This is a genomic window from Rhodococcus sp. MTM3W5.2, from assembly GCF_001984015.1.
Lineage (GTDB): Bacteria > Actinomycetota > Actinomycetes > Mycobacteriales > Mycobacteriaceae > Rhodococcus_G > Rhodococcus_G oryzae.
Genome location: NZ_CP019572.1, coordinates 3,927,331 through 3,952,425, shown reverse-complemented (window position 1 = coordinate 3,952,425; position 25,095 = coordinate 3,927,331). Strand labels below are relative to the sequence as shown.

21 protein-coding genes and 3 pseudogenes are annotated in these 25,095 nt (G+C 69.3%); 15 read left to right on the top strand and 9 right to left on the bottom strand.

Annotation, left to right across the window (positions count from 1 at the left end; translation table 11 throughout):
• Positions 1-30 precede the first annotated feature (30 nt).
• The 3 genes and pseudogenes from BTZ20_RS17790 (at position 31) to BTZ20_RS17780 (ending at position 4,781) form a co-directional block, all read left to right on the top strand.
• Positions 31-3,266 (top strand): annotated as a pseudogene (locus tag BTZ20_RS17790) (arabinosyltransferase domain-containing protein).
• Between the two features lie 163 nt (positions 3,267-3,429).
• Positions 3,430-3,735, top strand: a complete 306-nt coding sequence (locus BTZ20_RS17785) for an ArsR/SmtB family transcription factor (RefSeq protein WP_077042270.1) — start codon at positions 3,430-3,432, stop codon at positions 3,733-3,735.
• On the top strand, positions 3,732-4,781 hold the full coding sequence (locus tag BTZ20_RS17780) for an SRPBCC family protein (protein WP_223263388.1): 1,050 nt from the start codon (positions 3,732-3,734) through the stop codon (positions 4,779-4,781). Before BTZ20_RS17785 ends, BTZ20_RS17780 begins: the two co-directional genes overlap by 4 nt.
• Here the strand turns inward: BTZ20_RS17780 and bfr are convergent.
• Together bfr and BTZ20_RS17770 are read right to left on the bottom strand one after the other, a co-directional pair.
• Positions 4,760-5,245, bottom strand: coding sequence for a bacterioferritin (gene bfr / locus BTZ20_RS17775; RefSeq protein ID WP_077042269.1), 486 nt, complete (start codon positions 5,243-5,245; stop codon positions 4,760-4,762). The genes BTZ20_RS17780 and bfr overlap by 22 nt on opposite strands.
• An 89-nt stretch (positions 5,246-5,334) precedes the next feature.
• The gene (locus BTZ20_RS17770; RefSeq protein ID WP_027502064.1) at positions 5,335-5,541 is read right to left on the bottom strand and encodes a (2Fe-2S)-binding protein; all 207 of its coding nucleotides are present in this window, start codon (positions 5,539-5,541) and stop codon (positions 5,335-5,337) included.
• A 194-nt stretch (positions 5,542-5,735) separates the two neighbouring features.
• Between BTZ20_RS17770 and BTZ20_RS17765 the strand changes: the two genes are divergently transcribed.
• The 3 genes from BTZ20_RS17765 to BTZ20_RS17755 are packed head-to-tail and all read left to right on the top strand — an operon-like array spanning position 5,736 to position 9,404.
• Positions 5,736-6,767, top strand: coding sequence for an iron ABC transporter substrate-binding protein (locus tag BTZ20_RS17765; RefSeq protein ID WP_077042268.1), 1,032 nt, complete (start codon positions 5,736-5,738; stop codon positions 6,765-6,767).
• Positions 6,768-6,771: 4 nt separating this feature from the next.
• Positions 6,772-8,337: an ABC transporter permease gene (locus tag BTZ20_RS17760; protein WP_077042267.1), complete on the top strand. Its 1,566-nt coding sequence runs from the start codon at positions 6,772-6,774 to the stop codon at positions 8,335-8,337.
• Positions 8,334-9,404, top strand: coding sequence for an ABC transporter ATP-binding protein (locus tag BTZ20_RS17755; protein WP_077042266.1), 1,071 nt, complete (start codon positions 8,334-8,336; stop codon positions 9,402-9,404). The genes BTZ20_RS17760 and BTZ20_RS17755 overlap by 4 nt, the downstream gene beginning before the upstream one ends.
• Here the strand turns inward: BTZ20_RS17755 and BTZ20_RS17750 are convergent.
• A complete protein-coding gene (locus BTZ20_RS17750; protein ID WP_077042265.1) occupies positions 9,401-10,039 on the bottom strand; it encodes a TetR/AcrR family transcriptional regulator in 639 nt (212 codons plus the stop codon). The two genes, BTZ20_RS17755 and BTZ20_RS17750, sit on opposite strands and share 4 nt — an antisense overlap.
• A 100-nt stretch (positions 10,040-10,139) precedes the next feature.
• On the opposite strand from BTZ20_RS17750, the pseudogene BTZ20_RS17745 reads away from it, so the two are divergent.
• Positions 10,140-11,932: pseudogene (locus BTZ20_RS17745) on the top strand (N-acyl-D-amino-acid deacylase family protein).
• Positions 11,929-12,771: an alpha/beta fold hydrolase gene (locus BTZ20_RS17740; protein ID WP_077042264.1), complete on the top strand. Its 843-nt coding sequence runs from the start codon at positions 11,929-11,931 to the stop codon at positions 12,769-12,771. Before BTZ20_RS17745 ends, BTZ20_RS17740 begins: the two are co-directional and overlap by 4 nt.
• A gap of 42 nt (positions 12,772-12,813) precedes the next feature.
• On the opposite strand, the gene BTZ20_RS26855 is transcribed toward BTZ20_RS17740, so the two are convergent.
• Positions 12,814-13,188: a hypothetical protein gene (locus BTZ20_RS26855; protein ID WP_077042263.1), complete on the bottom strand. Its 375-nt coding sequence runs from the start codon at positions 13,186-13,188 to the stop codon at positions 12,814-12,816.
• A 236-nt stretch (positions 13,189-13,424) separates the two neighbouring features.
• Here BTZ20_RS26855 and BTZ20_RS17730 point away from each other — a divergent pair, with 236 nt between their 5' ends.
• Complete coding sequence (locus BTZ20_RS17730; protein ID WP_077042262.1) at positions 13,425-13,973, top strand: hypothetical protein; 549 nt, start codon at positions 13,425-13,427, stop codon at positions 13,971-13,973.
• A gap of 24 nt (positions 13,974-13,997) precedes the next feature.
• Here the strand turns inward: BTZ20_RS17730 and BTZ20_RS17725 are convergent, their stop codons facing one another.
• Positions 13,998-14,348, bottom strand: coding sequence for a rhodanese-like domain-containing protein (locus BTZ20_RS17725; RefSeq protein WP_077043801.1), 351 nt, complete (start codon positions 14,346-14,348; stop codon positions 13,998-14,000).
• A gap of 109 nt (positions 14,349-14,457) precedes the next feature.
• Between BTZ20_RS17725 and BTZ20_RS17720 the strand changes: the two genes are divergently transcribed.
• Complete coding sequence (locus tag BTZ20_RS17720) at positions 14,458-14,949, top strand: MarR family winged helix-turn-helix transcriptional regulator (RefSeq protein ID WP_083742735.1); 492 nt, start codon at positions 14,458-14,460, stop codon at positions 14,947-14,949.
• Positions 14,950-15,013: 64 nt separating this feature from the next.
• On the opposite strand, the gene BTZ20_RS17715 is transcribed toward BTZ20_RS17720, so the two are convergent.
• From BTZ20_RS17715 to BTZ20_RS17705, 3 genes are read right to left on the bottom strand one after another with little or no spacing between them, the layout of a single operon-like run.
• Positions 15,014-16,150: a sulfotransferase family protein gene (locus BTZ20_RS17715; protein ID WP_077042261.1), complete on the bottom strand. Its 1,137-nt coding sequence runs from the start codon at positions 16,148-16,150 to the stop codon at positions 15,014-15,016.
• 45 nt (positions 16,151-16,195) lie between these two features.
• Positions 16,196-16,978 carry an SDR family oxidoreductase gene (locus BTZ20_RS17710; RefSeq protein WP_077042260.1) on the bottom strand — a complete coding sequence of 261 codons (783 nt, stop codon included), beginning with the start codon at positions 16,976-16,978 and terminating at the stop codon, positions 16,196-16,198.
• 7 nt (positions 16,979-16,985) lie between these two features.
• Positions 16,986-18,152 (bottom strand): DUF1214 domain-containing protein, encoded by a 1,167-nt coding sequence (locus BTZ20_RS17705; protein ID WP_077042259.1) that lies wholly within the window; start codon positions 18,150-18,152, stop codon positions 16,986-16,988.
• A 91-nt stretch (positions 18,153-18,243) separates the two neighbouring features.
• On the opposite strand from BTZ20_RS17705, the gene BTZ20_RS17700 reads away from it, so the two are divergent.
• From BTZ20_RS17700 to BTZ20_RS17680, 5 genes and pseudogenes are all read left to right on the top strand, one after another.
• A complete protein-coding gene (locus BTZ20_RS17700; RefSeq protein ID WP_077042258.1) occupies positions 18,244-19,215 on the top strand; it encodes an IclR family transcriptional regulator in 972 nt (323 codons plus the stop codon).
• A 97-nt stretch (positions 19,216-19,312) separates the two neighbouring features.
• On the top strand, positions 19,313-20,239 hold the full coding sequence (gene cysD / locus BTZ20_RS17695) for a sulfate adenylyltransferase subunit CysD (RefSeq protein WP_077042257.1): 927 nt from the start codon (positions 19,313-19,315) through the stop codon (positions 20,237-20,239).
• Positions 20,239-22,101 carry a sulfate adenylyltransferase subunit CysN gene (gene cysN / locus BTZ20_RS17690; protein WP_077042256.1) on the top strand — a complete coding sequence of 621 codons (1,863 nt, stop codon included), beginning with the start codon at positions 20,239-20,241 and terminating at the stop codon, positions 22,099-22,101. The genes cysD and cysN overlap by 1 nt, the downstream gene beginning before the upstream one ends.
• Positions 22,098-23,224 (top strand): annotated as a pseudogene (locus BTZ20_RS17685) (3'(2'),5'-bisphosphate nucleotidase CysQ). Before cysN ends, BTZ20_RS17685 begins: the two are co-directional and overlap by 4 nt.
• Positions 23,225-23,231: 7 nt before the next feature.
• The gene (locus BTZ20_RS17680; protein WP_083742734.1) at positions 23,232-24,266 is read left to right on the top strand and encodes a TIGR03617 family F420-dependent LLM class oxidoreductase; all 1,035 of its coding nucleotides are present in this window, start codon (positions 23,232-23,234) and stop codon (positions 24,264-24,266) included.
• Here BTZ20_RS17680 and BTZ20_RS17675 read toward each other — a convergent pair.
• Entirely contained in the window at positions 24,226-25,059 is an 834-nt protein-coding gene (locus tag BTZ20_RS17675; RefSeq protein WP_223263824.1) for a helix-turn-helix transcriptional regulator, read from the bottom strand. The two genes, BTZ20_RS17680 and BTZ20_RS17675, sit on opposite strands and share 41 nt — an antisense overlap.
• Between the last annotated feature and the right edge of the window lie 36 nt (positions 25,060-25,095).

The window sequence follows — 25,095 nt, the reverse complement described above, 5'->3', positions numbered from 1 at the left end:
CTGGGGGATTGCCGTCTAGCATCGATCGGCGTGACCGTTAGCGCAGTAGACGAACGACCGCAGCCCAGCCGACCGGACCCGGAAGGGGTGGCCCGCGTGGAGGCCGGTCGGGTACGCCTCGCTGCGGTGGTGTCGTCCGTTCTCGCGATCCTGGCCGCGCTGTCGGTGCCGTTCCTCCCGGTGCAACAGGAGAGCGCGAGTCTTTCCTGGCCGCAGACGGATTCGATCACCAGCGTCGACGCTTCGCTGGTGTCGTACGCGCCCCTCGAATTCGACGCGACCATCCCCGCCACTGCGGCGGCGCAGCTGTCCGACACAGGGGGAGTCGTGGTCTCGACCGCCCCGGTCGGCGCGGCGGACGCGGCCCGGTACGGCGTTGTCGCCCGGGTCAGCCCCGGTGCAGACGGCGGGCCCGCACAGTTCGAGATCGTCCAGCGCGACCACACCCTGCTGTCGATCCCGGTCGACGAACTCGACGGGCGTTCGGTCACCGTCACCTCGAACGCGGAGCGGACCACCGCCACGGTCGAGAGCGAGGACCCGATCACCCTCGCGGGCGACTTCCGGCCGCAGATGGTGGGCGTGTTCAGTGACCTCAGGGGCGCCGTTCCCGAGGGCCTGGCCGTGCGCGCGGACCTCGACACCCGGTTCACGTCGACGCCCTCGGCGATGAAGCTCGTCGCGATGATCGTCGCGGCGCTCGCGACCGCCGTCGCCCTCGTCGGCCTGCACCGTATCGACGGCCTCGACGGTCGCCGGGCCCGTCGGTTCCTGCCCGCGCGCTGGTGGAGGTTCCGCCCTATCGACGCGGTGGTGATCGGAACGCTGCTGCTGTGGCACTTCATCGGCGCCACAACCTCGGACGACGGCTACCAGTTCACGATGGCCAGGACGTCGCTCGAGTCGGGGTACATGGCGAACTACTTCCGCTGGTTCGGTGTCCCGGAGACGCCGTTCGGCACCCCGTACTACGACCTGCTCGCCCTGATGACGAAGGTGTCCACGGCCAGCCCATGGGTCCGGCTCCCCGCACTGGTCGCGGGGATCGTGTGCTGGCTGGTGATCAGCCGCGAGGTGGCCCCGCGCCTCGGCGCCGCGGTCCGCAACAACCGGGTGGCGTTGTGGACCGGCGGGCTGGTGTTCCTGGCGTTCTGGCTGCCCTACAACAACGGCCTGCGGCCCGAGCCGATCGTCGCCACCGGTGTGCTGCTGACGTGGTGCTCGGTCGAACGTGCCATCGCGACCAGGCGCCTGCTGCCCGCCGCCGTCGCCGTGCTGATCGGCGCGCTCACGGTGACCGTCGGGCCATCCGGGATCATCTGCTTCGGTGCGCTGATCGCAGGCGCCCGTCCGGTGCTGGCGATCGTCGCCGCGCGCGCCAAGGCCGTCGGCTACCTTGCGGTTCTCGGCCCGATCGTCGCGGCGGGCCTGGTCATCCTGGTCGCGGTGTTCGCGGACCAGACCTTTGCCGCCTTCGTCGAGATGCAGCGCGTGCACACGATTCCGCCGACGAACGCGTGGTTCGAGGAGTACAAGCGCTACGACTGGCTGTTCATGATCAACGCCGACGGGTCCCTGGCCCGTCGTTTCGGGGTGTTCGTGATGGTGCTCTCGATCGTCGCGAGCGTGGTGGTGATGCTGCGCCGTGGGGGCCGGATCCCAGGAACCGCAGCGGGGCCGTCGCGTCGGATCATCGGCATCACGATCGCCGCGATGGTGCTGATGATGTTCACGCCCACGAAGTGGACGCACCATTTCGGGATCTATGCCGGCCTGGCCGGTTCGCTCGCCGTGCTGACCGCCGTCGCAGTCGGCCCGCTGGTGCTCCGGTCGCGGCGCAACCGGGCACTGTTCGCCGCCGCCGTGCTGTTCGTGCTCGCGCTCGCGTTCACCAGCAGCAACAGCTGGTGGTACGTGTCGGCCTGGGGCGTGCCGTGGTGGGACAAGCCGGTGATGATCGCCGGGTTCGGCGCAGGCACCATCCTGCTCGGTCTCACTGCGGTGATGCTGCTCGTCGCCGCGTGGTGCTTTCTCCGGGAACCCCACGAAGATCCGGCCGCCCGGCCGGGCCGACTCTGGTCGATTCCGCCGCTGACGGTCGCGGCCGGGGCGATCGTCGTGTTCTTCGTGCTCTCGATGACCAAGGGCGCGATCGCCCAATACCCGTCGTTCTCGCTGGCGAAGTCGAACGTCGGGGCCCTCGCCGGACATTCCTGTGGCCTGGCCGAGGACGTGCTCGTCGAGACCGACACCAACGCCTCCATGCTGCAACCGCTCACCACCACACCGGCGAACGCGCTCGCCGCGCAGAGCGCCGGATTCACCCCGAACGGGGTGGCCGCCGACCTGACCTCCGACGAGAAGGCCGCCTCCGAGGGCATGGCGACCTCCCTCGACAACGAGGACGCCAAGTCCAGCAACGCGGCAGGCACCGCCGGTGGCCAGGGTGCCTCCGGCATCAACGGCAGCAGCGTCGCTCTGCCGTTCGGCCTCGATCCCTCGACCACGCCCGTGCTCGGTTCCTTCGGGGCAAGCGGACCCGCGTCGCTGATCTCGGACTGGTACGCGCTGCCCGCCGAGGGTGACCTCGTCTCGATGTCCGTCGCGGGCCGGGTGCACTCGGTGAACAGCGACGGCATCGCCACCCCCGGGCCCGCGTCGAACTCGACTACGGTGTCCGCGGCGGGGACGGAACCGTCCAGAAGCTGGGCAGCGCCCCGACCATCGACATCGGACCCGCCCCCTCGTGGCGGAACCTCAGGGTGCCGCTCGACCAAATTCCCGCGGAGGCGAACGCCGTCCGGATCGTCGTCGACGACGGCGACACCGACCCCGACCAGTGGGTCGCCGTCACGCCGCCGAGGGTCCCGCAGACCCGGACCCTCAACGATCTGATCGGCGCCGACACACCCACGATGATCGACTGGTCGGTGGCGCTGCAGTTCCCGTGCCAGCGGCCGTTCAACCACCGCCTCGGCGTCGCCGAGATCCCGGAGTACCGCATCCTGCCGGACCGCCCTGCCGCGGTGATGACGAGCCTGTGGCAGGACCACTTCGGCGGGGGCCCCCTCGGCTGGATCGACCTGGTGGTCACCGGCCGCACCCTCCCGACCTATCTCGACGGGGACTGGGACCGCGATGGGGACTGGGGGAGTCTCGAGCAGTACACACGCATCGACCCGAATGCCGAACCGGCACAACTGGACACCGTGACCGTGCGGCGCTCTGGCGCGTGGGATCCCGGCCCGATCAACATCGCTTGGTGACACGGCCGGGATTCGATTCCCGCCTTCGCTCGACCGTCGGGGCCGGCCATCACTGGTCGGCCCCGACACGTGAGAGCACCAGCTGTGCGGCGAGTGGGGCATCCCCTTCGCGGCGGCCGAGACGGCATCGACAGATGCGTTAGTCGCTGCTAACGTATTTCTTGTGACTGACCCGCTGACTGCTGCTGCCGAGCCGAACCGGCGACGCATCCTGCAGTTGCTGGCGGGGCGACCGAGGACCGTCAGCGAGGTCGCTGCCGAGTTCCCGGTGACCCGGTCAGCGATCTCCCAGCACCTCCTGGTGCTGGCCGACGCCGGGCTGGTCGAGGCCGAGAAGGTCGGCCGACAGCGGATCTACCGAGTCCTGCCGAGTGGGCTGCTCAAGTTGCAGGCCGAGATCGACAAGTTCTGGACCGACGAACTCGACCAACTGGTCGCCGACGCACACACCATGAGGAGCGAGTCATGACGTACACAAAGACAGCAGTCCTGCCGATCAGCCCTGATGAGGCGTTCGCCTTGCTCACCGAGCCGGAGCGGCTGCGCCGTTGGCAGACTGTCTCGGCGGTGGTCGATCTGCGCGCCGGGGGCTCCTACCGGTGGACGGTCACCCCGGGGCACATCGCGGAGGGCACCTTCCGTGAGGTCGAGCCGGGTCGCCGGATCGTGTTCGGCTGGGGCTGGGGCGACAACGCCGATCTGCCGTACGACGGGTCCACGGTCACCGTGACCGTGGAGCCGACCGACGGCGGTTCACTGGTGACGCTGGTCCACGAGGGGCTCAATGCGGAGCAGGCGAAGTCCCATGCCGAAGGGTGGGATCACTACTTCGAGCGTCTCGAGCGTATGGCCGCCACCGGCGATGCCGGGCCCGACGAGTGGGCCTACGCGCCGGAGAACCTCACCCCCGTGGTGGCGGCGGAGGCGGCCCTGGCGGTGCTGCAACCGATCCTGCGCAATCTGACCACCGAGGATCGGTCCAAGCCGACGCCGTGTGCGGAGTTCACCTGTCACGAGCTCGCCGAGCACCTCTTCGCCTCGCTGGTCCAGTTGGGCGCCATGGCCGGCGCCCCGAGTCCGGTCCCGTATCGGGATCGCTGGAGAACCGCGTCTCGACCCTCGCCGGCCGAGCCATCGACGCCTGGCACACGGTCGACCTCGACGGCACCGTGCCCGGCTCAGGTGGCTCGCAGATTCCGGCATCGTTCGCCGCCGGGATCCTGCCGATCGAACTCACGCTGCATGCCTGGGACTTCGCCCAGGCGAGCGGTCAGTCCCTCCGCATCTCCGATGAGCTCGTGGACTACGTCCGCGGTCTCGCCGAGGCTCTCGTCCCCGGCGGTCGGGGATCGTCGTTCGCCGAGGAGGTCACCCCGGCCGGGGACGCCACCCCGATCGATCGGCTCGCGGCGTTCTCCGGGCGTACGCCGATCGCCGCGTGAGAGCGACGAGCCCGGCAGGTGGTCACCTGCCGGGCTCGGGTGTCTGCGGGGTCAGCCGGCAGTCGGCGGCTGATCCACGGTCTGCGCGAGGTAGAGCTGCTCGCCGAGCTTGTCGATCAGCTCGAGCTGGGTCTCGAGGTAGTCGACGTGGTCCTCCTCCTCGGCGAGGATCTTCTCGAAGATGCCTGCACTCGTGTGGTCGCCCTTTTCGCGGCACATCGTGATGCCGGGGCGGAGGCGCTGAACCACCTCGATCTCGATTGACAGGTCGGATTCGAACTGCTCCCGGATGGTCTGTCCGATGCGCAGCGGCAGCAGTCGCTGATAGTTGGGCAGGGCCTCGAGCATGAGGATCCGGTCGGTGAGCAGCTCCGCGTGCTGCATCTCCTCGAAGGATTCCTCTCGCGTCTTTTCCGCGAGCTTGGTCAGACCCCAGTTGGCCTGCATCTTCGAGTGCAGGAAGTACTGATTGATCGCTGTGAGTTCACTGGTCAACTGCTCGTTCAGAAGAGCAATGACCTCATCGTCGCCGCGCATGACACCTCCGGTGGGGGTGGGCTGGACACTAGGTTCAGCCTAACCCTCACCGGGTGAATTCACTCGGTGTATTTGTGCACGAATCGCAACTAGGCGCTGATCGGTTCTGCCTCGCATTCGACGACGGTGGCGTAGTGCTGTTCGATCATCGACTTGATCCGGTCGCGGCACATGCCGCAGCCGCGCCCGCGCCCCGCGCCGCAGCCCAGCGCGACGTGCTTGGCGGTGCGAGCCCCCGCAGAGATGCATTGCTGCACGTGTTCTTCGGTGGCCGCTTCGCAAACGCAGACGTACATGTCGAGATCCTCCAGCCCTGCTTCCTCAGCGAAGGCTACACTAAGAATCGGCCATTGAAAAGGGTAGGCTAACCCAACTTTTTGATCTTGATGGTGGGTCGATCGCGGCCCGCGGACACACCCACGGGTGTACGTTGCTGAGGCAATCCTCATCGGGGATTCCCCGATGGTCACAGCGGCCGAAGGGCACCGTCATGGCAGCAGGATGGAAGACGATCGCGGGCGCGACGTTTCTGGCATCGACGCTGGTCGGCCTCACCGCCTGCGCGAACGATTCGGACACCCCGGCGAACGAGCCCGAGCAGATCACCGTCTACAACGCCCAGCACGAATCGCTCACCCAGGAATGGGTCGACGAATTCACTGCCGAATCCGGGATCACGGTGAACTTGCGCAACGGCGGCGACACCGAGCTCGGCAATCAGATCGTCGCCGAGGGCGGGGCGTCCCCGGCCGATGTGTTCCTCACCGAGAACTCGCCCGCGATGGCACTCGTCGAGAACGCGGGGTTGTTCACCGACCTCGATCCCGACACCCTCGCGCAGGTGCCTCAGCAGTATCGGCCGTCCACCGGGAAGTGGACGGGGATCGCGGCGCGCTCGACGGTCTTCGTCTACAACAAGGACAAGCTGCCGCAGGACCAGCTGCCGAAGTCGCTGCTCGACCTTCAGGACCCGAGCTGGAAGGGGCGCTGGGCCGCCTCGCCGTCGGGCGCCGACTTCCAGGCCATCGTCAGTGCACTGCTCGAGCTCAAGGGGGAGGACGTGACGCGGGCATGGCTGGCGGGCATGAAGGAGAACGCCGTCGCGTACAAGGGCAACAGCGCCGTGATGAAGGCCGTCAACGCGGGGGAGGTGCCCGGCGGGATCATTTACCAGTACTACTGGTTCGGCGACCAGGCCAAGACGGGCGAGAACAGCGCCAACACCGCGCTGCACTACTTCAAGAACGAGGACCCGGGCGCGTTCGTCAGCGTATCCGGCGGCGGCGTGCTCGGGTCGAGCAACAAAGCCGTTGCCGCGCAGCAGTTCCTGAGGTTCGTGACCGGCAAGTCCGGCCAGGAGATCCTGCAGAAGGGCGACTCGTTCGAGTACGCGGTCGGCAGTAACGTCCCGTCGAATCCGGCGTTGGTGCCGCTCGCGGACCTGCAGGCGCCGACCGTCGATCCGTCGAAACTCAACAGCCAGAAGGTCACCCAGCTGATGACCGAGGCCGGCCTCCTCTAGTGCGATGATCGCGCCCACGCTCGCGCGCCCGCGATCCGGGCGTTCGGAGCGACGGCGGGTGCCGCCGGTCGTCGCGGTGATGGTCGCGGTGCTGGTGGCGGGCACCCTCATCCCGCTCGGGTACGTCATCGCCACCACGATCGCCACCGGCTGGGAAACGGCATCCGCGTTGATCTTCCGGCCCCGGGTCGGGGAGCTGCTGCGCAACACCGTCGCGCTCGTGGTCATCACCGTGCCCGTCTGCATGGTCCTCGGGGTCGGCGCCGCCTGGATCGTCGAGCGCACCACGGTGGTCGGGCACCGGTACTGGGCCCCGATCCTGGCCGCGCCGCTCGCGGTGCCCGCGTTCGTCAACAGCTACGCGTGGGTGAGCGTGATCCCGTCCCTGCACGGGCTGTGGTCCGGCGTGCTGGTCGCCACGCTCTCCTACTTCCCGCTGGTCGCGCTGCCCGTCGCCGCGACCCTGCGTCGGCTCGACCCGGGCATCGAGGAGTCGGCGGGCGCGCTCGGGGCCGGTCCGTACCGGGTCTTCTTCCGGATCGTCGTACCGCAGCTGCGGCTGCCGATCCTCGGCGGGGGACTGCTGATCGGGCTGCACCTGCTCGCCGAGTACGGGGCGTTCGCGCTGCTCCGCTTCGACACCTTCACCACGGCGATCTACGAGCAGTTCCAGTCCACCTTCAACGGTGCCGCAGGCAGCATGCTCGCGAGCGTGCTGGTGCTGTGCTGCCTCGTCCTGCTCGTCGCCGAGGCCGCGGCGAGGGGCTCCGCCCGGTACGCGCGGGTGGGCTCGGGTGCGCCCCATCGGCCGGACCGGATCCGGTTGCGGTGGAGCTCGGTTCCCGCCGCGCTCGGGCTCGTGGCGCTGACAGTGGCGGCCCTCGGCGTCCCGCTGTGGACCATCGCGCGCTGGCTGCGGATCGGCGGCACGGAGGTCTGGCGGACGGGCACACTGTGGCCCGCGTTCGCGCAGACCCTCGCCCTCGGGCTGCTCGGCGCCGCGGTGACCACCGCGCTGGCGTTCCCCGTGGCCTGGATCGCGGTGCGGCGACCGGGGGTGTTCAGCAGGATGGTGGAGGGCTGCAACTACGTGACGAGCTCGCTGCCGGGGATCGTCACCGCGCTGGCGCTGATCACCGTCACCATCCGCTACGCGAACCCGCTCTACCAGACCGTCATCGTGCTGATCACCGCCTACGTGCTGATGTTCCTGCCGCGGGCCCTGGTGTCGCTGCGCTCGGGCCTGGCGCAGGTTCCGGTCGGGCTCGAGGAGGCGTCGGCCGCGCTCGGACGCTCGCAGGCGAGCACCTTCGTGCGGGTGACGCTGCGCCTGACCGCGCCCGCGGCCGCGGCGGGCGCCGCGCTGGTGTTCATGGCGATCGTGACGGAACTGACCGCCACGCTGCTGCTCGCGCCGAACGGGACCCGGACGCTCTCCACCCGATTCTGGTCGCTGACCAGCGAGCTCGACTACGCGGCCGCCGCGCCCTTCGCACTGGCGATGATCCTGCTGGCGTTGCCCATGACCTACCTGCTGCTGCGGCAGTCCCAGAAGGCGGCCGGCCTGTGAGCGAGGTGGAGATCGAATCCCTGTCGAAGTCCTACGGCCCGACCGAGGTCCTGGACGCGGTGAGCCTGCGGGTCGAGCGCGGCACCACCACCGCGGTGGTCGGCTCGTCGGGCTGCGGGAAGACCACCCTGCTGCGGGTCGTGGCGGGGTTCGACAGCCCCGACGCCGGGACGGTGTCGATCGCAGGGGCCCTGGTCGCGCGGCCCGGCCGGGTGGTGCCCGCGTACCGGCGGCGGGTCGGCTACGTGGCCCAGGACGGCGCGCTGTTCCCGCATCTCACCGTCGCGGGGAACATCGGCTTCGGCCTGCGGAGCGCGCGATTGCGGGACCGGGCCCGGTCCGGCAGGCGGGTCGCGCAGCTGCTGGAGATGGTCTCGCTCGACGAGTCCTATGCACGGCGGCGGCCGCACGAGCTGTCCGGCGGACAGCAGCAGCGGGTCGCGCTGGCCCGCGCGCTCGCCCGCGAGCCCGAGGTGATGTTGCTCGACGAGCCGTTCAGCGCCCTGGACGCCGGCCTGCGTGCCTCGACCAGGAAGTCGGTGGCGCAGACGCTCGGTGCGGCGGGGGTGACGACGATCCTGGTGACCCACGACCAGGAGGAGGCCCTCTCCTTCGCCGGGCAGGTCGCGGTGATGCGGGCTGGTCGGTTCACCCAGGTCGGCCCGCCGGAGCAGGTGTATCACCGTCCGGTGGACATCTTCACCGCCGAGTTCCTCGGCGAGTGCGTCCTGCTCCCCGCCGTTGTGGCCGGCGGCGTCGCGGACTGCGTGCTTGGCCGTATCCCGGTGCGGGCGAGCGCGTTCGAGGGGCCGGGCCGGATGCTGCTACGCCCGGAACAGATCGTGGCCTCGGACCTGGGTGCGGCGCCCGACGGGCGCAAGGTCGGGACAGTGACGGCGACCGAGTTCCTCGGCTCGCAGGCGCTGCTCGACATCACCCTCAATTCCTCGCCGACGCACATCAGGGTCCGTCAGGCAGGCACCCGCACTCCCGCGGTCGGCTCGCTGGTGGCCATCGAGGTGCTGGGTGAGGCCGAGGTGTTCCCGGCCGCGGGCCCAAACGGTTAGGGCGAGGCGGTATTCGGCTGCCTGGCGGCCAGCGCGCGGGCGATCTGCTCGACGTCGAGGCCTGCGGCGGGCAGCAGGTGGTAGAAGGCCCGCTCGCACAGCTCGATCACCTCGACGCGGGTCATGGTCGGCTCGTCCAGCCAGGACAGGACCACCTCCTCCATGAAGGCCTGCCAGCCCTGCACGGCCGCGTCGACGGCGGGAGTGGCGGGCAGGCCGAGTTCGGCCAGCGCGCGCACGATCCAGTCGGTGAAGGTGCGCCGCATCCCGCGATAGATCCGTCGCATGCCCTCGTCCCCGCTGCCCGCCAACCGCATCACGGCCAGGTAGCTCGTCGGGTGCGCGACCACCGCGTCGACGAAGGTCTCCACGCCGGCGCGGAGCTGGGCGGATGTCGGCAGGGTCGGGTCGGGCGTCATCCGCTGCTGCAGGGCCTCGGCGCTGGCCTGGAGCACCGCGTTTCGGAAGCCCTGCTTGTTCTTGAAGTAGTGGAACAGCAGCGGCGACGACACGCCTGCCTCCGCGGCCACCCGGTCCATCGACAGGTCGTCGAAGGACTCGGACTCGAGCATCCGCACCGCGATCTCGAGGATCTGGGCGCGCCGATCGGCGGGGGAGCGAGGGGCAGCGGCCATGCCCAGCACTCTATTGAGTAATGCTCAACCGGTCCATTGACTTCTACTCAACGAGATATGTAACCTCGGGTAACACTTACTCGATGTGAGGAGCGCGACAATGCCCGAGTTCGACATCGTGGTCAACGGCGGCCTGTGGTTCGACGGCACCGGGACCGACGGTCAGCTGCGCAATCTCGGGATTCGGGACGGCGTCGTCGTGACGGTCTCCACCGCCGCGCTCCCCGTCGGGCCGGACACCGCGGTCATCGACGCGGCGGGCAAGTGGGTGCTGCCTGGCTTCGTGGACGTGCACACCCACTACGACGCGGAGGCGCTGGTCAGCCCCGGGCTGCCGGAGTCGGTCCGGCACGGCGTCACCACCGTGGTGCTTGGCAACTGCTCGCTCTCGACCGTCTACTCCACCCCGCGCGAGTGCGCGGACCTGTTCAGCCGGGTCGAGGCCGTGCCGCGCGAGTCGGTGCTGCGGATCCTGGAGGAGCACAAGACCTGGCGCGGGCCCGCGGAGTACGTCGACGCGCTCAACGCGCTGCCGCTCGGGCCGAACGTCGCCGGCTTCATCGGCCACTCCGACATCCGCACCCACGTCCTCGGTCTCGGCCGCGGCACGGACAAGAAGACCAAGCCCACCGCCGCCGAGCTCGACCGGATGGGCTCGATGCTCACCGAGGCCATCGACGCCGGGTTCCTCGGACTGTCGTCGATGACCAACGCCCTCGACAAGATCGACGGCGACGAATACCGTTCGCGCTCACTGCCGTCGACGTACGCGCGCTGGCGCGAGTTCCGCTTCCTCAACCGGATCCTGCGTGATCGCGGCAAGATCCTGCAGAGCGCACCGACGATCAACCTGCACCCCAACGTGGCCGCGTTCTTCGTCGAGAGCTCGGCGATCGGGCGGAAGAAGGCGCTCAAGACCTCGCTGCTCTCCGGTGCCGACTCCAAGGCCTACCCCGCGATCGTGTACTTCATGCTGACGGCGGCGCCGCTGCTGAATCGCTTCGCCAAGACGAACTTCCGTTGGCAGCACCTGCCTGTGCCGTTCACCGTGTACGCGGACGGCATCGACCTGGTGGTGTTCGAGGAATTCGGCGCGGGTGCCGCAGCCTTGCATCTCAAGAACGAGGTGGAACGTAACGCGCTGCTCCAGGACGAGGAGTACCGCCGCTGGTTCCGCAAGGACTATGACAACAAGTTCTCGCCGCGCATCTGGCACCGCAATTTCTACGACGCGGTCATCGTCGGGTGCCCCGACGAGACCCTGATCGGCAAGACCTTCGGCCGGGTGGGCGACGAGAGGGGGTCCACCCGGTCGATGCGTACCTGGACCTGGTGGTGGAGTACGGCAAGGCGCTGAGGTGGCGGACCACGGTCGCGAACCACCGGCCGAAGTTCGCCGACAAGCTGGCAGCCAGCCCTGGCGTGCAGATGGGGTTCGGCGACGCGGGCGCGCACCTGCGCAACATGGCGTTCTACAACTACCCGATCCGACTCCTCAAGCGAGTCAACGACGCCCAGTCCGCACGCAAGCCCTTCCTCACTATCGAGCGTGCGATCCACCGGCTCACCGGCGAGCTCGCGGACTGGTACGGCATCGACGCGGGCCACCTGCGCGAGGGCGACCGCGCCGATCTCGTGGTGATCGATCCCGCGGGCCTGGACGCCTCGGTCGACGGGCTGTTCGAGGAGGCGGTGCCCGAGTACGGGGGCCTGCGCCGAATGGTGAACCGCAGCGACGCCGCGGCGGTGGCCACCGTCATCAACGGCAGGCTCGTCTACCGGGACGGCGAGTTCACCCCCGGCTTCGGCGTCGAGAAGATCGGGCAGTTCCTGCCCGCGGGCGCGAAGGCTCGTGGTGTCGGCACGCAAGTCCGGGTAGCGTCGCGGGCATGAGCGAGCGGATCGCCGCCTTCACTCGTGATGGCCTGACCTTCGACGTCCGGGATGCCGGCCCGATCGACGGGGCGCCGGTCGTGCTGTTGCACGGGTTCCCCCAGGACTCCCGCTCCTGGGATCGGTTGGCGCCGCTGCTGCACCGGCGCGGCTTCCGGACCCTGGCGCCCGACCTGCGCGGGGCCTCACCCGGTGCCCGGCCGCGATCTCGCTGGGCCTACCGCAGTTCCCAGCTGACCGCGGACGTGGTGGCCCTGATCGAGCAGTCGGGGGTGGGGCCGGTGCACCTGGTCGGTCACGACTGGGGAGCCGCGGCCGCATGGAGTACCGCGGCGGCCCGCCCCGACCTGGTACGAACCCTGACGACGCTGTCCGTGCCACACCCGGCCGCCTTCGTTCGGGCGGTGCTCACCAGTAGTCAGGTGCTCAAGTCCTGGTACATGCTCGCCTTCCAGGTCCCCGTGCTCCCGGAGCTGCTCCTGTCCCGCGGCGGGATCCGCCGGCAGCTGATCGCCACCGGGATGTCGCCCGAAGACGCGACCCGCGACGCCGCTCCGATGCGCGAGAAGGCAAGGGCCCGTGGCGGACTGAACTGGTATCGCGGCATGGCCTTCACGACGCCGGGACGGGCGTCGGCCAGCGTGCGGGTGCCCACCCTGCACGTGTGGAGCGACGGCGACACCGCGATCGGGCCGGTCGGTGCCGCCCTGACGCCGCGGTACGTCGACGCCCCGTACAAGTTCGAGGTCCTCGAGGGGGTCAGCCATTGGATCCCCGACGAGGCGCCGGAGCGGCTGGACGCGCTGCTCGGTGAACACCTGGTGGCCCACTCGCAGTAGGCCCCGATCTCCTGGTCGGGCGGTGACGGAGTATCCCTACCGTCACGCGGCGCGTCGGACGGGGCGATGGTGTGGGCGACCGGCGCCCGCCCAGGCCCTCAGGATCGAGTCGCTCAGTTGGCGTTTGAGCGTTGCCAGGTGGGGGACGGCGCCCTGCGGTTCGAGTGCCTCGCGGAGCAATTGGTGGAACCGTGCGGGTGTGACGCCGAACGTCTCGAGCAGCTCGGCCGGGCTCGCGCCGCCGAATGGCGCCCAGGTGATCGCGAAATCGATCACCCATCGGGCGTGTGGACTGGCGCCGCCCGCGCGTTCGAGCGCGTCGCACAGTCGACGCCACGCTCGAATTCGCTCGGCGTCGTTGTCGTCGCCGGCCGACGGTGGTGCGGGGTGGGGGAATACGTGCTGGTCCTGGTGCATCTGAGCCTCGGCAATGGGGGACGGTAGGTGATGTGGATCACACTGTTCACGTCCTCGTCCTTGCCGGCGACCGTGGAACTACGGGTATTCCTACCTGTTTCCGGCCGGCCGGGGATTGCCGGGCGGTAGCGGGTCGATGTACCCGTCGGGTCGGGTCAGTGAATGTCAGGCGATCGCCCTGCGAATTCCGAGTTCTGCACTCGCGGTGGCACGGGGGCGTGGCTACTGTCCCCGCCATGCACGTCTTGTTCGTCTGCAACGGCAACGTGTGCCGCTCGGCCATCGCCGAGCGCCTCGCGATCGCCATTGCCGCGGAGCTGGGACCGGCCTCGGCTGGTGCGACGACGCTCACTGCGGAGAGCGCGGGGACCAGGGCGCTGGTCGGGTTCCCGATGGAGCCGGTCGCGGCCGACGTGCTCCGCGGGCTCGGCGGCGATCCGTCGGGCTTTGTCGCACGTCGGTTGCGGCCCGCGCTGATCGAACGGGCCGATCTCGTGTTGGCGATGTCGGAGTCCGTGCGCGACGAGGTGGTGCGACAGCTGCCGGAGGCCGCGGACCGGAGCTTCACGCTGCCGGAGGCGCACCGCATCGTGTGGCTGACCGGGGCGCGGACCGTGTACGAGATCGCCGCGGGCCGCGACAACGTCCGTCCCGGCGGCGAGTCGATCAGCGATCCGGTGGGTTTGCGCCGCGAAGCGTTCGAGCGGGTGGGCGAGGAGATCGCGGAGGCACTGCTGCAGGTGATCCCCGCCCTGCACGCCGGCGGGGTGCCGGAGGTCGCGTGACGGGCGGGGTCGCCTGGAGCCGGGTCACCCGGTGACGCGCTCCTGGATGCTCGAGCCATCGATCGGGAGGCCGGCGGACTCCCAGTCCGCGATGCCCTCACGGTACTTGCGCACGTTCGTGTAGCCGAGTTCGCGGAGCCGATTGGCCACGATCTCGCTGTTGCGGCACGAGATGCTCGCGCAGTAGGTCACGATCGCCGCATTTCGGTCCGGAAGGACCTGCGCTGCTGTGGATTCCACGTCGGCCTCGACGAGGTTCAGTGCGCCGCGAATGTGCGCCTTGTCGTAGTAGTCGGCGGGGAGTGTGTCGAGGAGCACCACGGAGTCGTCGCGGAGCGCGGCGGCCAGTTCGTCGCGCGAGATCAGCTCGGTCATCGTGTCACCTTCCATCGGGTCACCCGCACTCATGTGCGTGCGTACGCACATTTAATATCAATGTGCGTACGCACGCAACTGGTGGGGTGGATTTGGCTAGACTGCCCCGGTGGCAGCAACACGGAATTCCAGGAGGCGTCACCTGGAGACGAGCGCGTGGGGCGCGCTCCTGCAGGTCCACGCGCGGCTCGTGCCCGAGCTCGACGACGACCTGAAACGCACGACCGGGTTGCCGCTGGCCTGGTACGACGTGTTGCTCGAACTGGCGGGGCCGAGCGACACCGCGCTGCGCATGAGCGACCTCGGGGAGCGGGTGGTGCTCAGCCGTACCCGCGTCAGCCGCCTGGTCGCCGAGATGGAGACCCATGGGCTCGTACGGCGAGACGCGAATCCGGACGATCGCCGGTCGGCGTTCGTGACGATCACCGACGCAGGCAGGCGCCGATACCGCGAGGCCGCGCCGATCTACCTGCGTGGCATCGCGGAGCGCTTCGCGGACGGGCTGGACGACGAGGAACTCCGCACGGTCACGGCTGCGTTGCAGAAGGTCCTCGAGCCGGCAGCAGCCACCGACGGCCGAGCCGGGTCCCGGCCGGCCTGATCGTCGGCGACCGCCGGGTCGGCGGTCGCGGCGTCACTGTGGACGCCGCGACCGCAGTATCCGGTCAGGCCCCGAAGCGTTCCTCCACCTCGGTGGCGGTGAGCCCGAACTCCTCGAGGGTGTACTTGTGGGCGGGCCGCCGGTCGCCGGACCGGCTCTCCTCGTGCATCGCCTCCATGGCCTGCTGGGCCTGGGTGGTCAGCGGGAGGTCGAAGCGGGTGTAGATCCCCTCGACGGTGCCGAGCGGGTCGGCGACGAAATCTTGGTAGTCGACGTCGATGAACTGAGCCGGATCGTGCTGGGCCCGTGCGGCGTTGAACTGCTCGAGTCCGCGCGCCCACAGTTCGAGCTGGCTACGGCCGATCACCTCGCCCTTGAACTTGTTGGACCAGCCGGCGGTCGCCTGCTCGGCCAGGCTGCACACGGACGGGATGATCGTGCTCGGCGCGCGGTGGGTCTGCACGATCAGCGCGTCGGGGTACACCGCGAGCAGCTCGTCGAGTGCGAACAGATGGCTCGGGTTCTTCAGCACCCACCGGCGGTCCCGATCCGGCAGGCCGATCAGCTGCAGGTTCTTCTTGTGGCGCGCATAGGCATTGGTCCAGTCCTGCCCCTCGAGCCACTTCGAGTAGGTCGGCAGGTTGGCCAGGCACTCGTAGGACACCGACTTGAAGGTCTGGCGCAGCAGCTGCCAGCACTCCTCGACCTCGCCCGCCGACATGTAGTGCACACCCATGAACTCGGGGTGCTCGATGTGGTGCTTGCTGAACTGGGCCTCGATGCCCTGAAAGACCGGGTTCGACTCCCAAGTCTCGCGCGGCGGACGCGGCTGCGGCATCTCGGTCAGCCACATCTCCAGGCCCTGGTGTGCGGGATCGACGGTCAGCAGCCGGTGCAGCGCGGTGGTGCCGGTCCTGGGCAGTCCGGTCACGAAGATCGGCCGCTCGATCGGCACGTCGGCGTGCTCGGGGTGCTGCTTCCACGCGGCCTCGCTGAGCAGTCGCGCGACCAGAGCGCCACGCAGGAAGACGCGAGAGATCTTGCTGCCGAACGGCGTCAGGTCCTCGTCGCTCGCGTAGGAGTCGAGCAGGACTCCGAGCGCCTCGGTGTAGTCGTCGGTGCCGAAGTCGGTCAGGCCGGTCATCCGGGTGGCCGAGGCGTGCAGATCCTCGACGGTCCCGACAGTGGTGCGTTCAGTCATGTGGTGCCTTCTCTGTGTTGTCTGGTCGTTCCGCGGGCTCCACTCCTAGTGGTGGAACTCGCCGCAGTTGACATCGAGGCACTGGCCGGTGATGGCGCTGGCCATCGAGGAGGCCAGGAAGATCACCGCGTCCGCGATCTCCTCCGTCTCCGGCAGCCGCTTGAGGTCGGTGGCCGCCGCGGTGTGCTCGTAGATCTGCTCGACGGTGATCCCGAATTTCTTCGCCTGGTGCTCGAAGTACTGCTTGAGGGTGTCGCCCCAGATGTAGCCGGGCGCGACCGAGTTGATCCGAATCCCCTTGGGGCCCAGCTCGGTGGCGAGCGATTGCGACATCGCCAGCAGGGCGGACTTGGCCATCTTGTAGCTGCCGTAGCGTTCCTGCGAGTGGCGCAGCACCATCGAGTTGATGTTCACCACCGCGCCCTTGCTCTCCTCGAGGGCGGGGGTGAACAGCTGGGTCAGCCGCAGCGCGCCGAGCACGGTCAGCTCGATGCTGTCGCGGATGTGCTGGTAGTCGGTGCGTGCGAGCGGCTTCATCGACGGAACCGAGAACGCGTTGTTCACCAGGACGTCCACCTTGCCGTAGGCGTCGACGCTGGCGGCGACCAGGCTCTCGGCGGAGGCCTGGTCGGTGATGTCGGTGGACACCGTGACCGCGCGCCTGCCGAGGTCGGTGACCTCCTTGGCCACCTCGTCGAGCCGGGACTGGGTGCGGGCGGCCAGCACCAGGTCGGCCCCGGCGGCGGCGCACCGCAGCGCGAGGGTGCGGCCGAGCGCGGGTCCGACACCCGAGATCACAACGACTTTGTCCTGCAAGAGATTTGTCATGGTCGTATTACCCCAGCATCCGGTTGGCGACGGCGGCCTGGCGCGCGGCGATGCGGGCGGTCCAGTCCTCCGAGGTGATCTTGTTCTGTTCGTGGAACGGCAGCGTCGACGCGACCTCGTCCAGGTTGACCACCTCGACCGTCGGTCCGTCGGCGGGGGTGAACTCGCGGGAGGTGCGCTGCCAGCGGAACTGGAGGTATCCGCGGGGATGCCCGACCGTCTCGATCCAGTTGGTGACGCCGGGATTGCGCTCGCTGACCACCATCCGGATCATCCCGTCGGGATCGACCTGGGCCTGCGCGTTGTTCAGCGAGGTCTGGTGGCCGGTGTAGTCGAGCGAGATGTACCAGAGGCTGCCGAGCTGGAAACCCTGGTACGGCGCATCGGATTTCGGGACGGTGATGATCATCGCCTGGTTGTCGGCGAGCTCGTAGTGGCCGACGGACGAGTACTGGGTGGCCAGGCCGCCGGGGGTCAGCCGCGGTTCGGTCATCGTGTTCACCGGGAGCTTGAGGTAGAACCACTCGGGGAACTGCAGCCAGGTCTTGACCCGGCTGACCAGGGCCTTGCCCGCCCTGGCGAAGCGCTTCGCGGTCTCCTCCTTGGTGAGGGCGTCGCCGGGCACGCCGATCCGGTCCACCCGATCGATCCGGATGGTGCCGCGCTGCTGGCTCCAGTCGCTGTAGACCTCGCGGACGACCAGCTGCGAGGAGTCCGGTGCGAGGGTGAAGTGGTTGGTGCGGCCGTCGGCCGGGCCGGGTCCGAAGGTCACCTCGAATGATCCGTCGTCCTCGATGTGGAGTTCGCGGTCGTCGAAGGCCGTTACGCTGCCCGGCACGTTTGCGTTGGTGTAGTTGCCGCTGAGCACCTGGAAGCTCAGATCGGCCGTGGTGCCGCGCCTCCCGGTGACGACGTACTCCGCGTCGCCGTTGATCCGGGCGCCGAAGTACAGGGTGTCCGGGTTGTCGAGGCCCATCTTCATGTAGGGGCCGGTGCCCTGGATGAAGGTGGGGTGCGTCTTCTCGGTGGCCCACGCGGCGTGCACGGTGGCCAGGATCCCGCCCGCGAGGTACTGGTAGCCCTCGAGCAGGTCCTGTTCGGACCGGATGTGTGGGGCGGCCTCGACCAGCTTCTCGGCCTCGGCGATGGCCTCGGCCAGGGGTTCTGTCAGCACTCCCGCTCCTCGCGTTCAAGTGGTACAAATATGTACCTAGGTGGTAGACCGGTGATGGTCCGACAATAGAACGTGTTCTAAGGAGTGGTCAATGGCTGAAGAGCAGGACACCGTCGCCGGGCGTCGCTCGCCCCCGACCGAGCGGGTGGTGCAGGTCCTCGACTACCTGGTCGCCCGCCAGGAACAGCGCTTCGGCCTGTCCGAGCTGGCCCGCGCGCTCTCCATCAGCAAGCCGACCTGCCTCGGGATCCTCTCCGCGCTGGTCTCCGGCGGCTACCTCACCCGCGATCCGGCGTCGAAGACCTACGGGCTGGGGCCCGCGCTGATCGCCGCCGGGCGGGCGGCGCAGCGTGGCTTCGCGGTCGGTCCGATCGCGCGCACGCACCTCGACCGGCTCGCCGCCGAGTTCGGGTCCGTCTGTACGGCGTCCGCGGTGGTGGGCGACCGGATCATGATCCTCGAGGTGGCCACGCCGGCCGGGATGAAGGGCGGACGGACCGCGGTCAAGGTGGGACAGGCGTACCCGTTCGCGCCCCCGGTGGGGCTCATGTACGTGCTGTGGAGCGCCGACGACGACCTGGAGGCGTGGTTACGTCGCGAACCGACGCTGCCGGTGGTGCTCGACAGCGACCTGTTGCGCGAGGTCGTCGAGGACTGCCGCGATGCGGGCTACCTCGTCGAGCGGCTGACCCCGATGGGGCGCAGGCTCTTCTCGCTCATGCAGGGCGTCGCCGGGCAAGACCTGCCGTCCGAGATCCGCGAGCTGCTCGGCGAGATGGTCTCGAGCCTGGGTGAGCGGGTGTACCTCGGGCGCGAGCTCGCCGCCGACGCGGAGCATCCGGTGAGCCTGATCGCCGCTCCCGCCTACGACGCCGACGGGCACCAGTCGCTGGTCCTGACCCTGGATGTGGGCTCGTCTATCAGCGGCGCCGAGGTCGAACGTCGCGGAAAGGCCCTCGCGGCGGCGGCCGACGCGGTGACGGCGGAGGTGGGTGGGCGGTGGCCGGACCGGCGCGCGGATCCGGGTCCGGCGTCGATCGGCGGGGGGATTGACCCGACCTAGAACACGTTCTATTGTCGGCTCAGACTTTCAATTTCGAACCGCCCCGGTACAAAAATGTACCGATGGCTCGGACCCCGATCCAGTCGAGGAGCCGCACATGACAACCCGACACGCACCACCCGCCTACGAGCTGTCCCACCTGGGCGCGCTCGAGGCGGAAGCGGTGCACATCTTCCGTGAGGTGGCCGCCACCTTCGAGCGACCCGTTCTGTTGTTCTCCGGAGGCAAGGACTCGGTGGTGATGCTGCACGTCGCCGCCAAGGCCTTCTGGCCTGCGCCGCTGCCCTTCGCGGTGATGCACGTCGACACCGGCCACAACTTCGACGAGGTGATCGAATTCCGGGACCGCGTGGTCGAGGAGTTCGGCCTCCGCCTCGTGGTCTCGAGCGTGCAGGACGACATCGACGCGGGCCGCGTCACCGAGGAGCAGGGGCCGCGGGCCAGTCGCAACCGGCTGCAGACGCACGCATTGCTGCGCGGCATCCGCGACAACGAGTTCGACGCGGTCTTCGGCGGGGCACGCCGCGACGAGGAGAAGGCGCGCGCCAAGGAGCGGGTGTTCAGCTTCCGCGACGAGTTCGGGCAATGGGACCCGCGTGCGCAACGACCCGAGCTGTGGAACCTCTACAACGGCAAACACCGCAAGGGCGAGCACATCCGGGTGTTCCCGCTGTCGAACTGGACCGAACTCGACATCTGGCAGTACATCCTCGAGGAACAGATCGAGCTGCCCGCCATCTACTACGCGCACCGCCGCCAGGTGGTGCCGCGCGACGGAATGCTGCTGGCGCACACCAGGTTCCTGACGCTGCTCCCGGGGGAGGAGCCGTACGAGGAGCTCGTCCGGTTCCGGACCGTCGGCGATGCCACCTGCACCGGCTGCGTGGAGTCCTCGGCGGCCACCGCGGCCGCCGTCGTCACCGAGGTGGCGGCCAGCCGCATCACCGAGCGCGGGGCCACCCGCGCCGACGACCGGATCTCCGAGGCCGGGATGGAAGACCGCAAGAAGGAGGGGTACTTCTGATGTCGCAGTCCCACCACGCCCTGCAGCTGCTCCGCGTCGCCACCGCGGGCAGCGTCGACGACGGGAAGTCGACGCTGATCGGTCGGCTGCTCTACGACTCCAAGTCGATCTTCGAGGATCAGCTCGAGGCGGTCGAGCGCAGCAGCCGCGAGCGCGGCGACGAGTACGCCAACCTCGCGTTGCTCACCGACGGGCTGCGCGCCGAGCGGGAACAGGGCATCACCATCGATGTCGCACACCGGTATTTCGCCACCCCGCACCGCAAGTTCATCATCGCCGACACCCCCGGTCACGAGCAGTACACCCGCAACATGGTCACCGGGGCCTCCACCGCGGACCTCGCGCTGATCCTGGTCGACGCGCGCAAGGGCGTGTTGGAGCAGACCCGCAGGCATGCCTTCCTGTCCACCCTGCTCGGGATCCCGCACCTGGTGCTCTGCGTGAACAAGATGGACCTTGTCGACTGGTCGCAGGAGCGCTTCGAGGAGATCAAGGAGGAGTTCCGGCAGTTCGCGATCAAGCTCGACGTGCACGACCTGACGTTCATTCCCGTCTCCGCGCTCAAGGGCGACAACATCGTCACCCGCACCGAGAACATGCCCTGGTACGAGGGCTCGTCGCTGCTGCACCACCTCGAGGACGTGCACATCGCCTCGGACCGCAACCTCATCGACGCGCGGTTCCCGGTGCAGTACGTGATCCGGCCGCAGCGTCAGACCGACGCCGAGCTGCACGATTTCCGCGGCTACGCGGGCACCGTCGCCAGCGGCGTGTTCAAGCCGGGCGACGAGGTCGTCGTGCTGCCCTCGGGCTTCACCTCCACGGTCGAGGCCATCTTCGGTCCAGGCGGCACCGTGATCGAGGAGGCGTTCGCGCCGTCCGCGGTGACGATCTCGCTGGCCGACAACCTGGATGTCAGCCGCGGCGACGTGCTCTGCCGGCCGAACAACCGCCCGCAGGTCGGCCAGGAGATCGACGCGATGGTCTGTTGGCTCACCGAACAGTCCTCGCTCTCCGAGAACACCCGGTACACCCTGCTGCACACCACCAAGTCCACCAAGGCGCAGGTGGTCCGGCTCGACTACCGGCTAGACGTGAATACCTTGCACCGGGACGAAGTCGCGCAGTCGTTGTCGCTCAACGAGATCGGCCGGATCCAGCTCAAGACGCAGCAGCCGCTGCTGTTCGACCCGTACCGTCGCAGCCGGGTGACGGGCAGCTTCATCCTGGTCGACGAGTCGACCGGCAACACCGTCGCGGCAGGCATGATCCTCGGGCCCACGCTCAAGGAGTCGAAGGTCGTCTGGCACGCCGCGTCGGTCTCCCGTGCCGAGCGCGCCACCAAGGGCGCGACGGTGTGGCTGACCGGGCTGTCCGCGTCCGGGAAGTCCACGGTCGCCGTCGAACTCGAGCGACGGCTGGTGGCCTCCGGCGTGCCCGCCTACCGACTGGACGGGGACAACCTGCGGCACGGGCTCAATTCCGACCTCGGCTTCGGTGCCGCGGACCGGGCCGAGAACGTCCGGCGGGTGGGCGAGGTCGCACAGTTGCTCGCGGATGCGGGGATGGTCGCTGTCGCCTCGCTGATCAGTCCGTATCGCGAGGACCGGGATCGGGTGCGGGCCCAGCACATCGCGGCAGGCCTGCCGTTCATCGAGGTGTTCATCGACACCCCGATCGAGCAGTGCGAGGCCCGCGACCCCAAGGGCATGTACGCCAAGGCGAGGGCGGGCGAGATCACCGGCTTCACCGGAGTCGACGACCCGTACGAGGCGCCGACGAACGCCGAACTGGTGCTGCGACCCGAGGACGGCGATCCCGTCGCCCAGGCCGCCACGATCATGGAGTATCTCAACCTATGACGACCGATGCCGCGCTCGCCGGCGAACTGGCCACCCGTGCGGGCGAACTCCTCCTGGAGCTGAGGAACCGCGAGCTGGGCGAGTCCCCGCTCGAGAAGACGCAGGCGCGTGAGCTCGGGCGCAGGGGCGACAAGGAGGCGAACACGCTGCTGCTTGGGTTGCTCGGGGAGCGGCGGCCGGGCGACGCCGTGCTGTCCGAGGAGTCCGCGGATGACCGTGCCCGCCTGGACAATCCGCGGGTGTGGATCATCGATCCGCTGGACGGCTCGCGGGAGTACGGGCTGCCGGGACGTCCGGACTGGGCGGTGCACGTCGCGCTGTGGGAACGGGGCACGGGGATCACGGCCGCCGCCGTCGCCCAGCCCGCGCTTGGTGAGGTCTACGTGAGTGGGTCGGCCCTCTTGGCGGGTCCGGCGGGGCGGGCCCGCCCCGAATCCTGGTGAGCGACAGCCGCCCTCCCGAGTTCATCGGGGCGCTCGCCGAGCGGATCGGCGCCGACGTCGCGCCGATGGGCTCGGCAGGTGCCAAGGCGATGGCGGTGCTGCGCGGCGAGGCCGACGCCTACGTGCACGCCGGTGGTCAGTGGGAGTGGGATTCGGCGGCGCCCGTCGGGGTGGCGCAGGCCGCCGGCCTGCACTGCTCGCGGATCGACGGGACACCGCTGGTCTACAACGAGGCGCACCCCTACCTGCCGGACCTGGTCATCTGCAGGCCCGAGCTGGCCCGGCCGCTGCTCGACGGGATCGCCGCGCTGACCGGTGCGCCCGCCGACAGTCCGCGGGTGGCGATGGCGCGCGAGTATCTGAGCAGCCTGGTCAGCCACGACGCGAGCAAGGTGCGGCTGGCGGCGGACTGCTTCCGGGTCGAGAACGGCCAGCGGACGGGCGATTCCGGGCCGGAGATCATCGCCGAGCTGGAGCACGGCGACCAGTACAAGCCGATCACCGGCATCCGGGACCTGGAGTTCCGGGAATGGGGGCCGAACGTGGTGGCCCGCTTCCTGCTCGACATGGGCGCGGGCGAGCACGTCATCACCGTCGCGATCACCGAGCACTTCTCGGTACCGGGCGGGGAGATCGAGTCGATCCTGGCGATCATCGAGCCGCACCCAGCGGCCGGGTGACGGCGGCGTGAAGGTCTTCACAGGAGCGGATCCGCGGATGGGGCTCGGCGATGTCGCCGCCTACGCCCGGCGGGTCGAGGCGGCGGGCTACGACGGCATGCACGTCTCGGAGACGGTGCACGATCCGTTCCTGCTCGCGCTGATCGCGTTGCAGAGCACCTCCCGGATCGTGGTGCGGACGTCGGTCGCGCTGGCGTTCGTCCGCAGCCCGCTGCTCACCGCGTACACGGCATGGGACCTGGCGCGGATGTCAGGCGGCCGATTCCACCTCGGCCTCGGCAGCCAGATCAGGCAGAACATCGAGCAGCGGTACGCGATGCCCTGGGCCGAGCCTGCGGCGCGGATGGCCGAGTACGTCCACGTGGTCCGGGCGGCGTTCGAGACGTTCCGGACCGGACAGCTGACGCCCTTCGAGGGCGAGCACTACGGCTTCACCCGGATGCAGCCGTACTTCAACCCGCACGACTCGACCGACGCCCAGGCGTCGACCCCGCCGATCTACCTCGGTGGGGTCGGCCGCCGGATGTGCACGGTCGCGGGGGAGGTGGCAGACGGGCTGATCACGCACCCCACCGGTTCGAGCCCGTCGTTCCTGGAGCAGGACGTCCGCCCGGCGCTGGCGGCGGGCGCGGCGGCCGCGGGCCGGGACCCGGCCGATTGCGAGCTCGTCGCGGGATTCCAGGTGATCACCGGTGAGACGGAGGCCGACCTCGACGCCGAGCGCGAGCGGCACCGGCGCCAGTTCGCCTTCCTGTACTCGACCCCGGAGTACCGCCGCGAGCTCGAACGCTGCGGCCTCGGCGATCTACGCGAACCGCTGGCCCGGATGGTCCGGGCGAACGATTGGGACCGGCTGCCGGATCTGGTCACCGACGAGGTGCTCGACGTGATGTTGCCGTCGGCGCGCTACGGGGAGCTGCCCGAGCTGATCCACGACCGGATCGGCGGGCTGGCCGACGCGGTCACCCTGCCGCTGCCCGCGGATCCGACGCGCGACCGCGCTATGGCCGATGTGGTGCGGAAACTGCGCGATCTGGACTGAGCGGTGCCTCGCCGATGACCCGTAGCAGGTCGAGCGCCGCAGCATCGGGGCTGCCTGCCTCCGCGGAGTAGGCGACGATCCGCAGGTCGGCACCCTGCACGGTCAGCACGTCGCAGTCGAGCGTGATGGTTCCGACCTCGGGGTGCTCGATCGTCTTGCGGTCGGCGGTGTGCGTGGTCACCTCGGCGTGCTCCCAGAGCTCGGCGAACCGGGGCGATTCCGCTCGAAGCCCGCGCACGAGGTCGGCGAGCTCGCGGTCGCGCGGGTAGCGGGCGCTCGCCTGACGGAGGTCGGCGACGACCGCGGACTCGAGCGCCAACCGCTCCTCGGGAGTGTGGCGCACCCGGGCCGGTCCGCCGAGGAAGATCAGCCACGGCAGGTTTCGTGCACGGGCATCACCTGTCGGCGGTGCGCCCATCAGCGCGTCCCACAGCGGATTCGTCGTGATGAGCGTCCAGCGCGCGTCGAAGACGGCGACCGGCAGGTCGCGCATCCGCTCGACGAGGCGCTGTACCCCCGGCGTCACATGCGCGTCGATGGTGCCTGCCGACGGTGCGAGGAGGCCGGCAAGCAGGTACAGGTGGTCGCGTTCGGCGGCCGTCAGCCGGAGGGTGCGGGCCAGCGCCGAGAGCACCTGCGGCGAAGGATGTTGCGAGCGCCCCTGTTCGAGCCGCGTGAGGTAGTCCACCGAGACGCCTGCCGCGTGCGCGACCTCTTCCCGTCGAAGGCCGGGGACCGCCGCTTGGGGCCGACGGAGATGCCGGCCTCGCCGGGATCCACCCGGTCGCGCCAGGCGCGCAGCATTCGGCCGAGCTCCCGTTCGTCAGCA

Excerpts from the sequence above, each read along its gene's own strand:
- BTZ20_RS17710 (WP_077042260.1), bottom strand. The coding sequence starts at position 16,978 with ATGACAAATCTCTTGCAGGACAAAGTCGTTGTGATCTCGGGTGTCGGA.
- BTZ20_RS17740 (WP_077042264.1), top strand. The coding sequence starts at position 11,929 with ATGAGCGAGCGGATCGCCGCCTTCACTCGTGATGGCCTGACCTTCGAC.
- BTZ20_RS17730 (WP_077042262.1), top strand. The coding sequence starts at position 13,425 with ATGCACGTCTTGTTCGTCTGCAACGGCAACGTGTGCCGCTCGGCCATC.
- BTZ20_RS17750 (WP_077042265.1), bottom strand. The coding sequence starts at position 10,039 with ATGGCCGCTGCCCCTCGCTCCCCCGCCGATCGGCGCGCCCAGATCCTC.
- BTZ20_RS17760 (WP_077042267.1), top strand. The coding sequence starts at position 6,772 with ATGATCGCGCCCACGCTCGCGCGCCCGCGATCCGGGCGTTCGGAGCGA.
- BTZ20_RS17780 (WP_223263388.1), top strand. The coding sequence starts at position 3,732 with ATGACGTACACAAAGACAGCAGTCCTGCCGATCAGCCCTGATGAGGCG.
- cysN (WP_077042256.1), top strand. The coding sequence starts at position 20,239 with ATGTCGCAGTCCCACCACGCCCTGCAGCTGCTCCGCGTCGCCACCGCG.
- BTZ20_RS17770 (WP_027502064.1), bottom strand. The coding sequence starts at position 5,541 with ATGTACGTCTGCGTTTGCGAAGCGGCCACCGAAGAACACGTGCAGCAA.
- cysD (WP_077042257.1), top strand. The coding sequence starts at position 19,313 with ATGACAACCCGACACGCACCACCCGCCTACGAGCTGTCCCACCTGGGC.
- BTZ20_RS17725 (WP_077043801.1), bottom strand. The coding sequence starts at position 14,348 with ATGACCGAGCTGATCTCGCGCGACGAACTGGCCGCCGCGCTCCGCGAC.
- BTZ20_RS17700 (WP_077042258.1), top strand. The coding sequence starts at position 18,244 with ATGGCTGAAGAGCAGGACACCGTCGCCGGGCGTCGCTCGCCCCCGACC.
- bfr (WP_077042269.1), bottom strand. The coding sequence starts at position 5,245 with ATGCGCGGCGACGATGAGGTCATTGCTCTTCTGAACGAGCAGTTGACC.
- BTZ20_RS26855 (WP_077042263.1), bottom strand. The coding sequence starts at position 13,188 with ATGCACCAGGACCAGCACGTATTCCCCCACCCCGCACCACCGTCGGCC.
- BTZ20_RS17715 (WP_077042261.1), bottom strand. The coding sequence starts at position 16,150 with ATGACTGAACGCACCACTGTCGGGACCGTCGAGGATCTGCACGCCTCG.
- BTZ20_RS17765 (WP_077042268.1), top strand. The coding sequence starts at position 5,736 with ATGGCAGCAGGATGGAAGACGATCGCGGGCGCGACGTTTCTGGCATCG.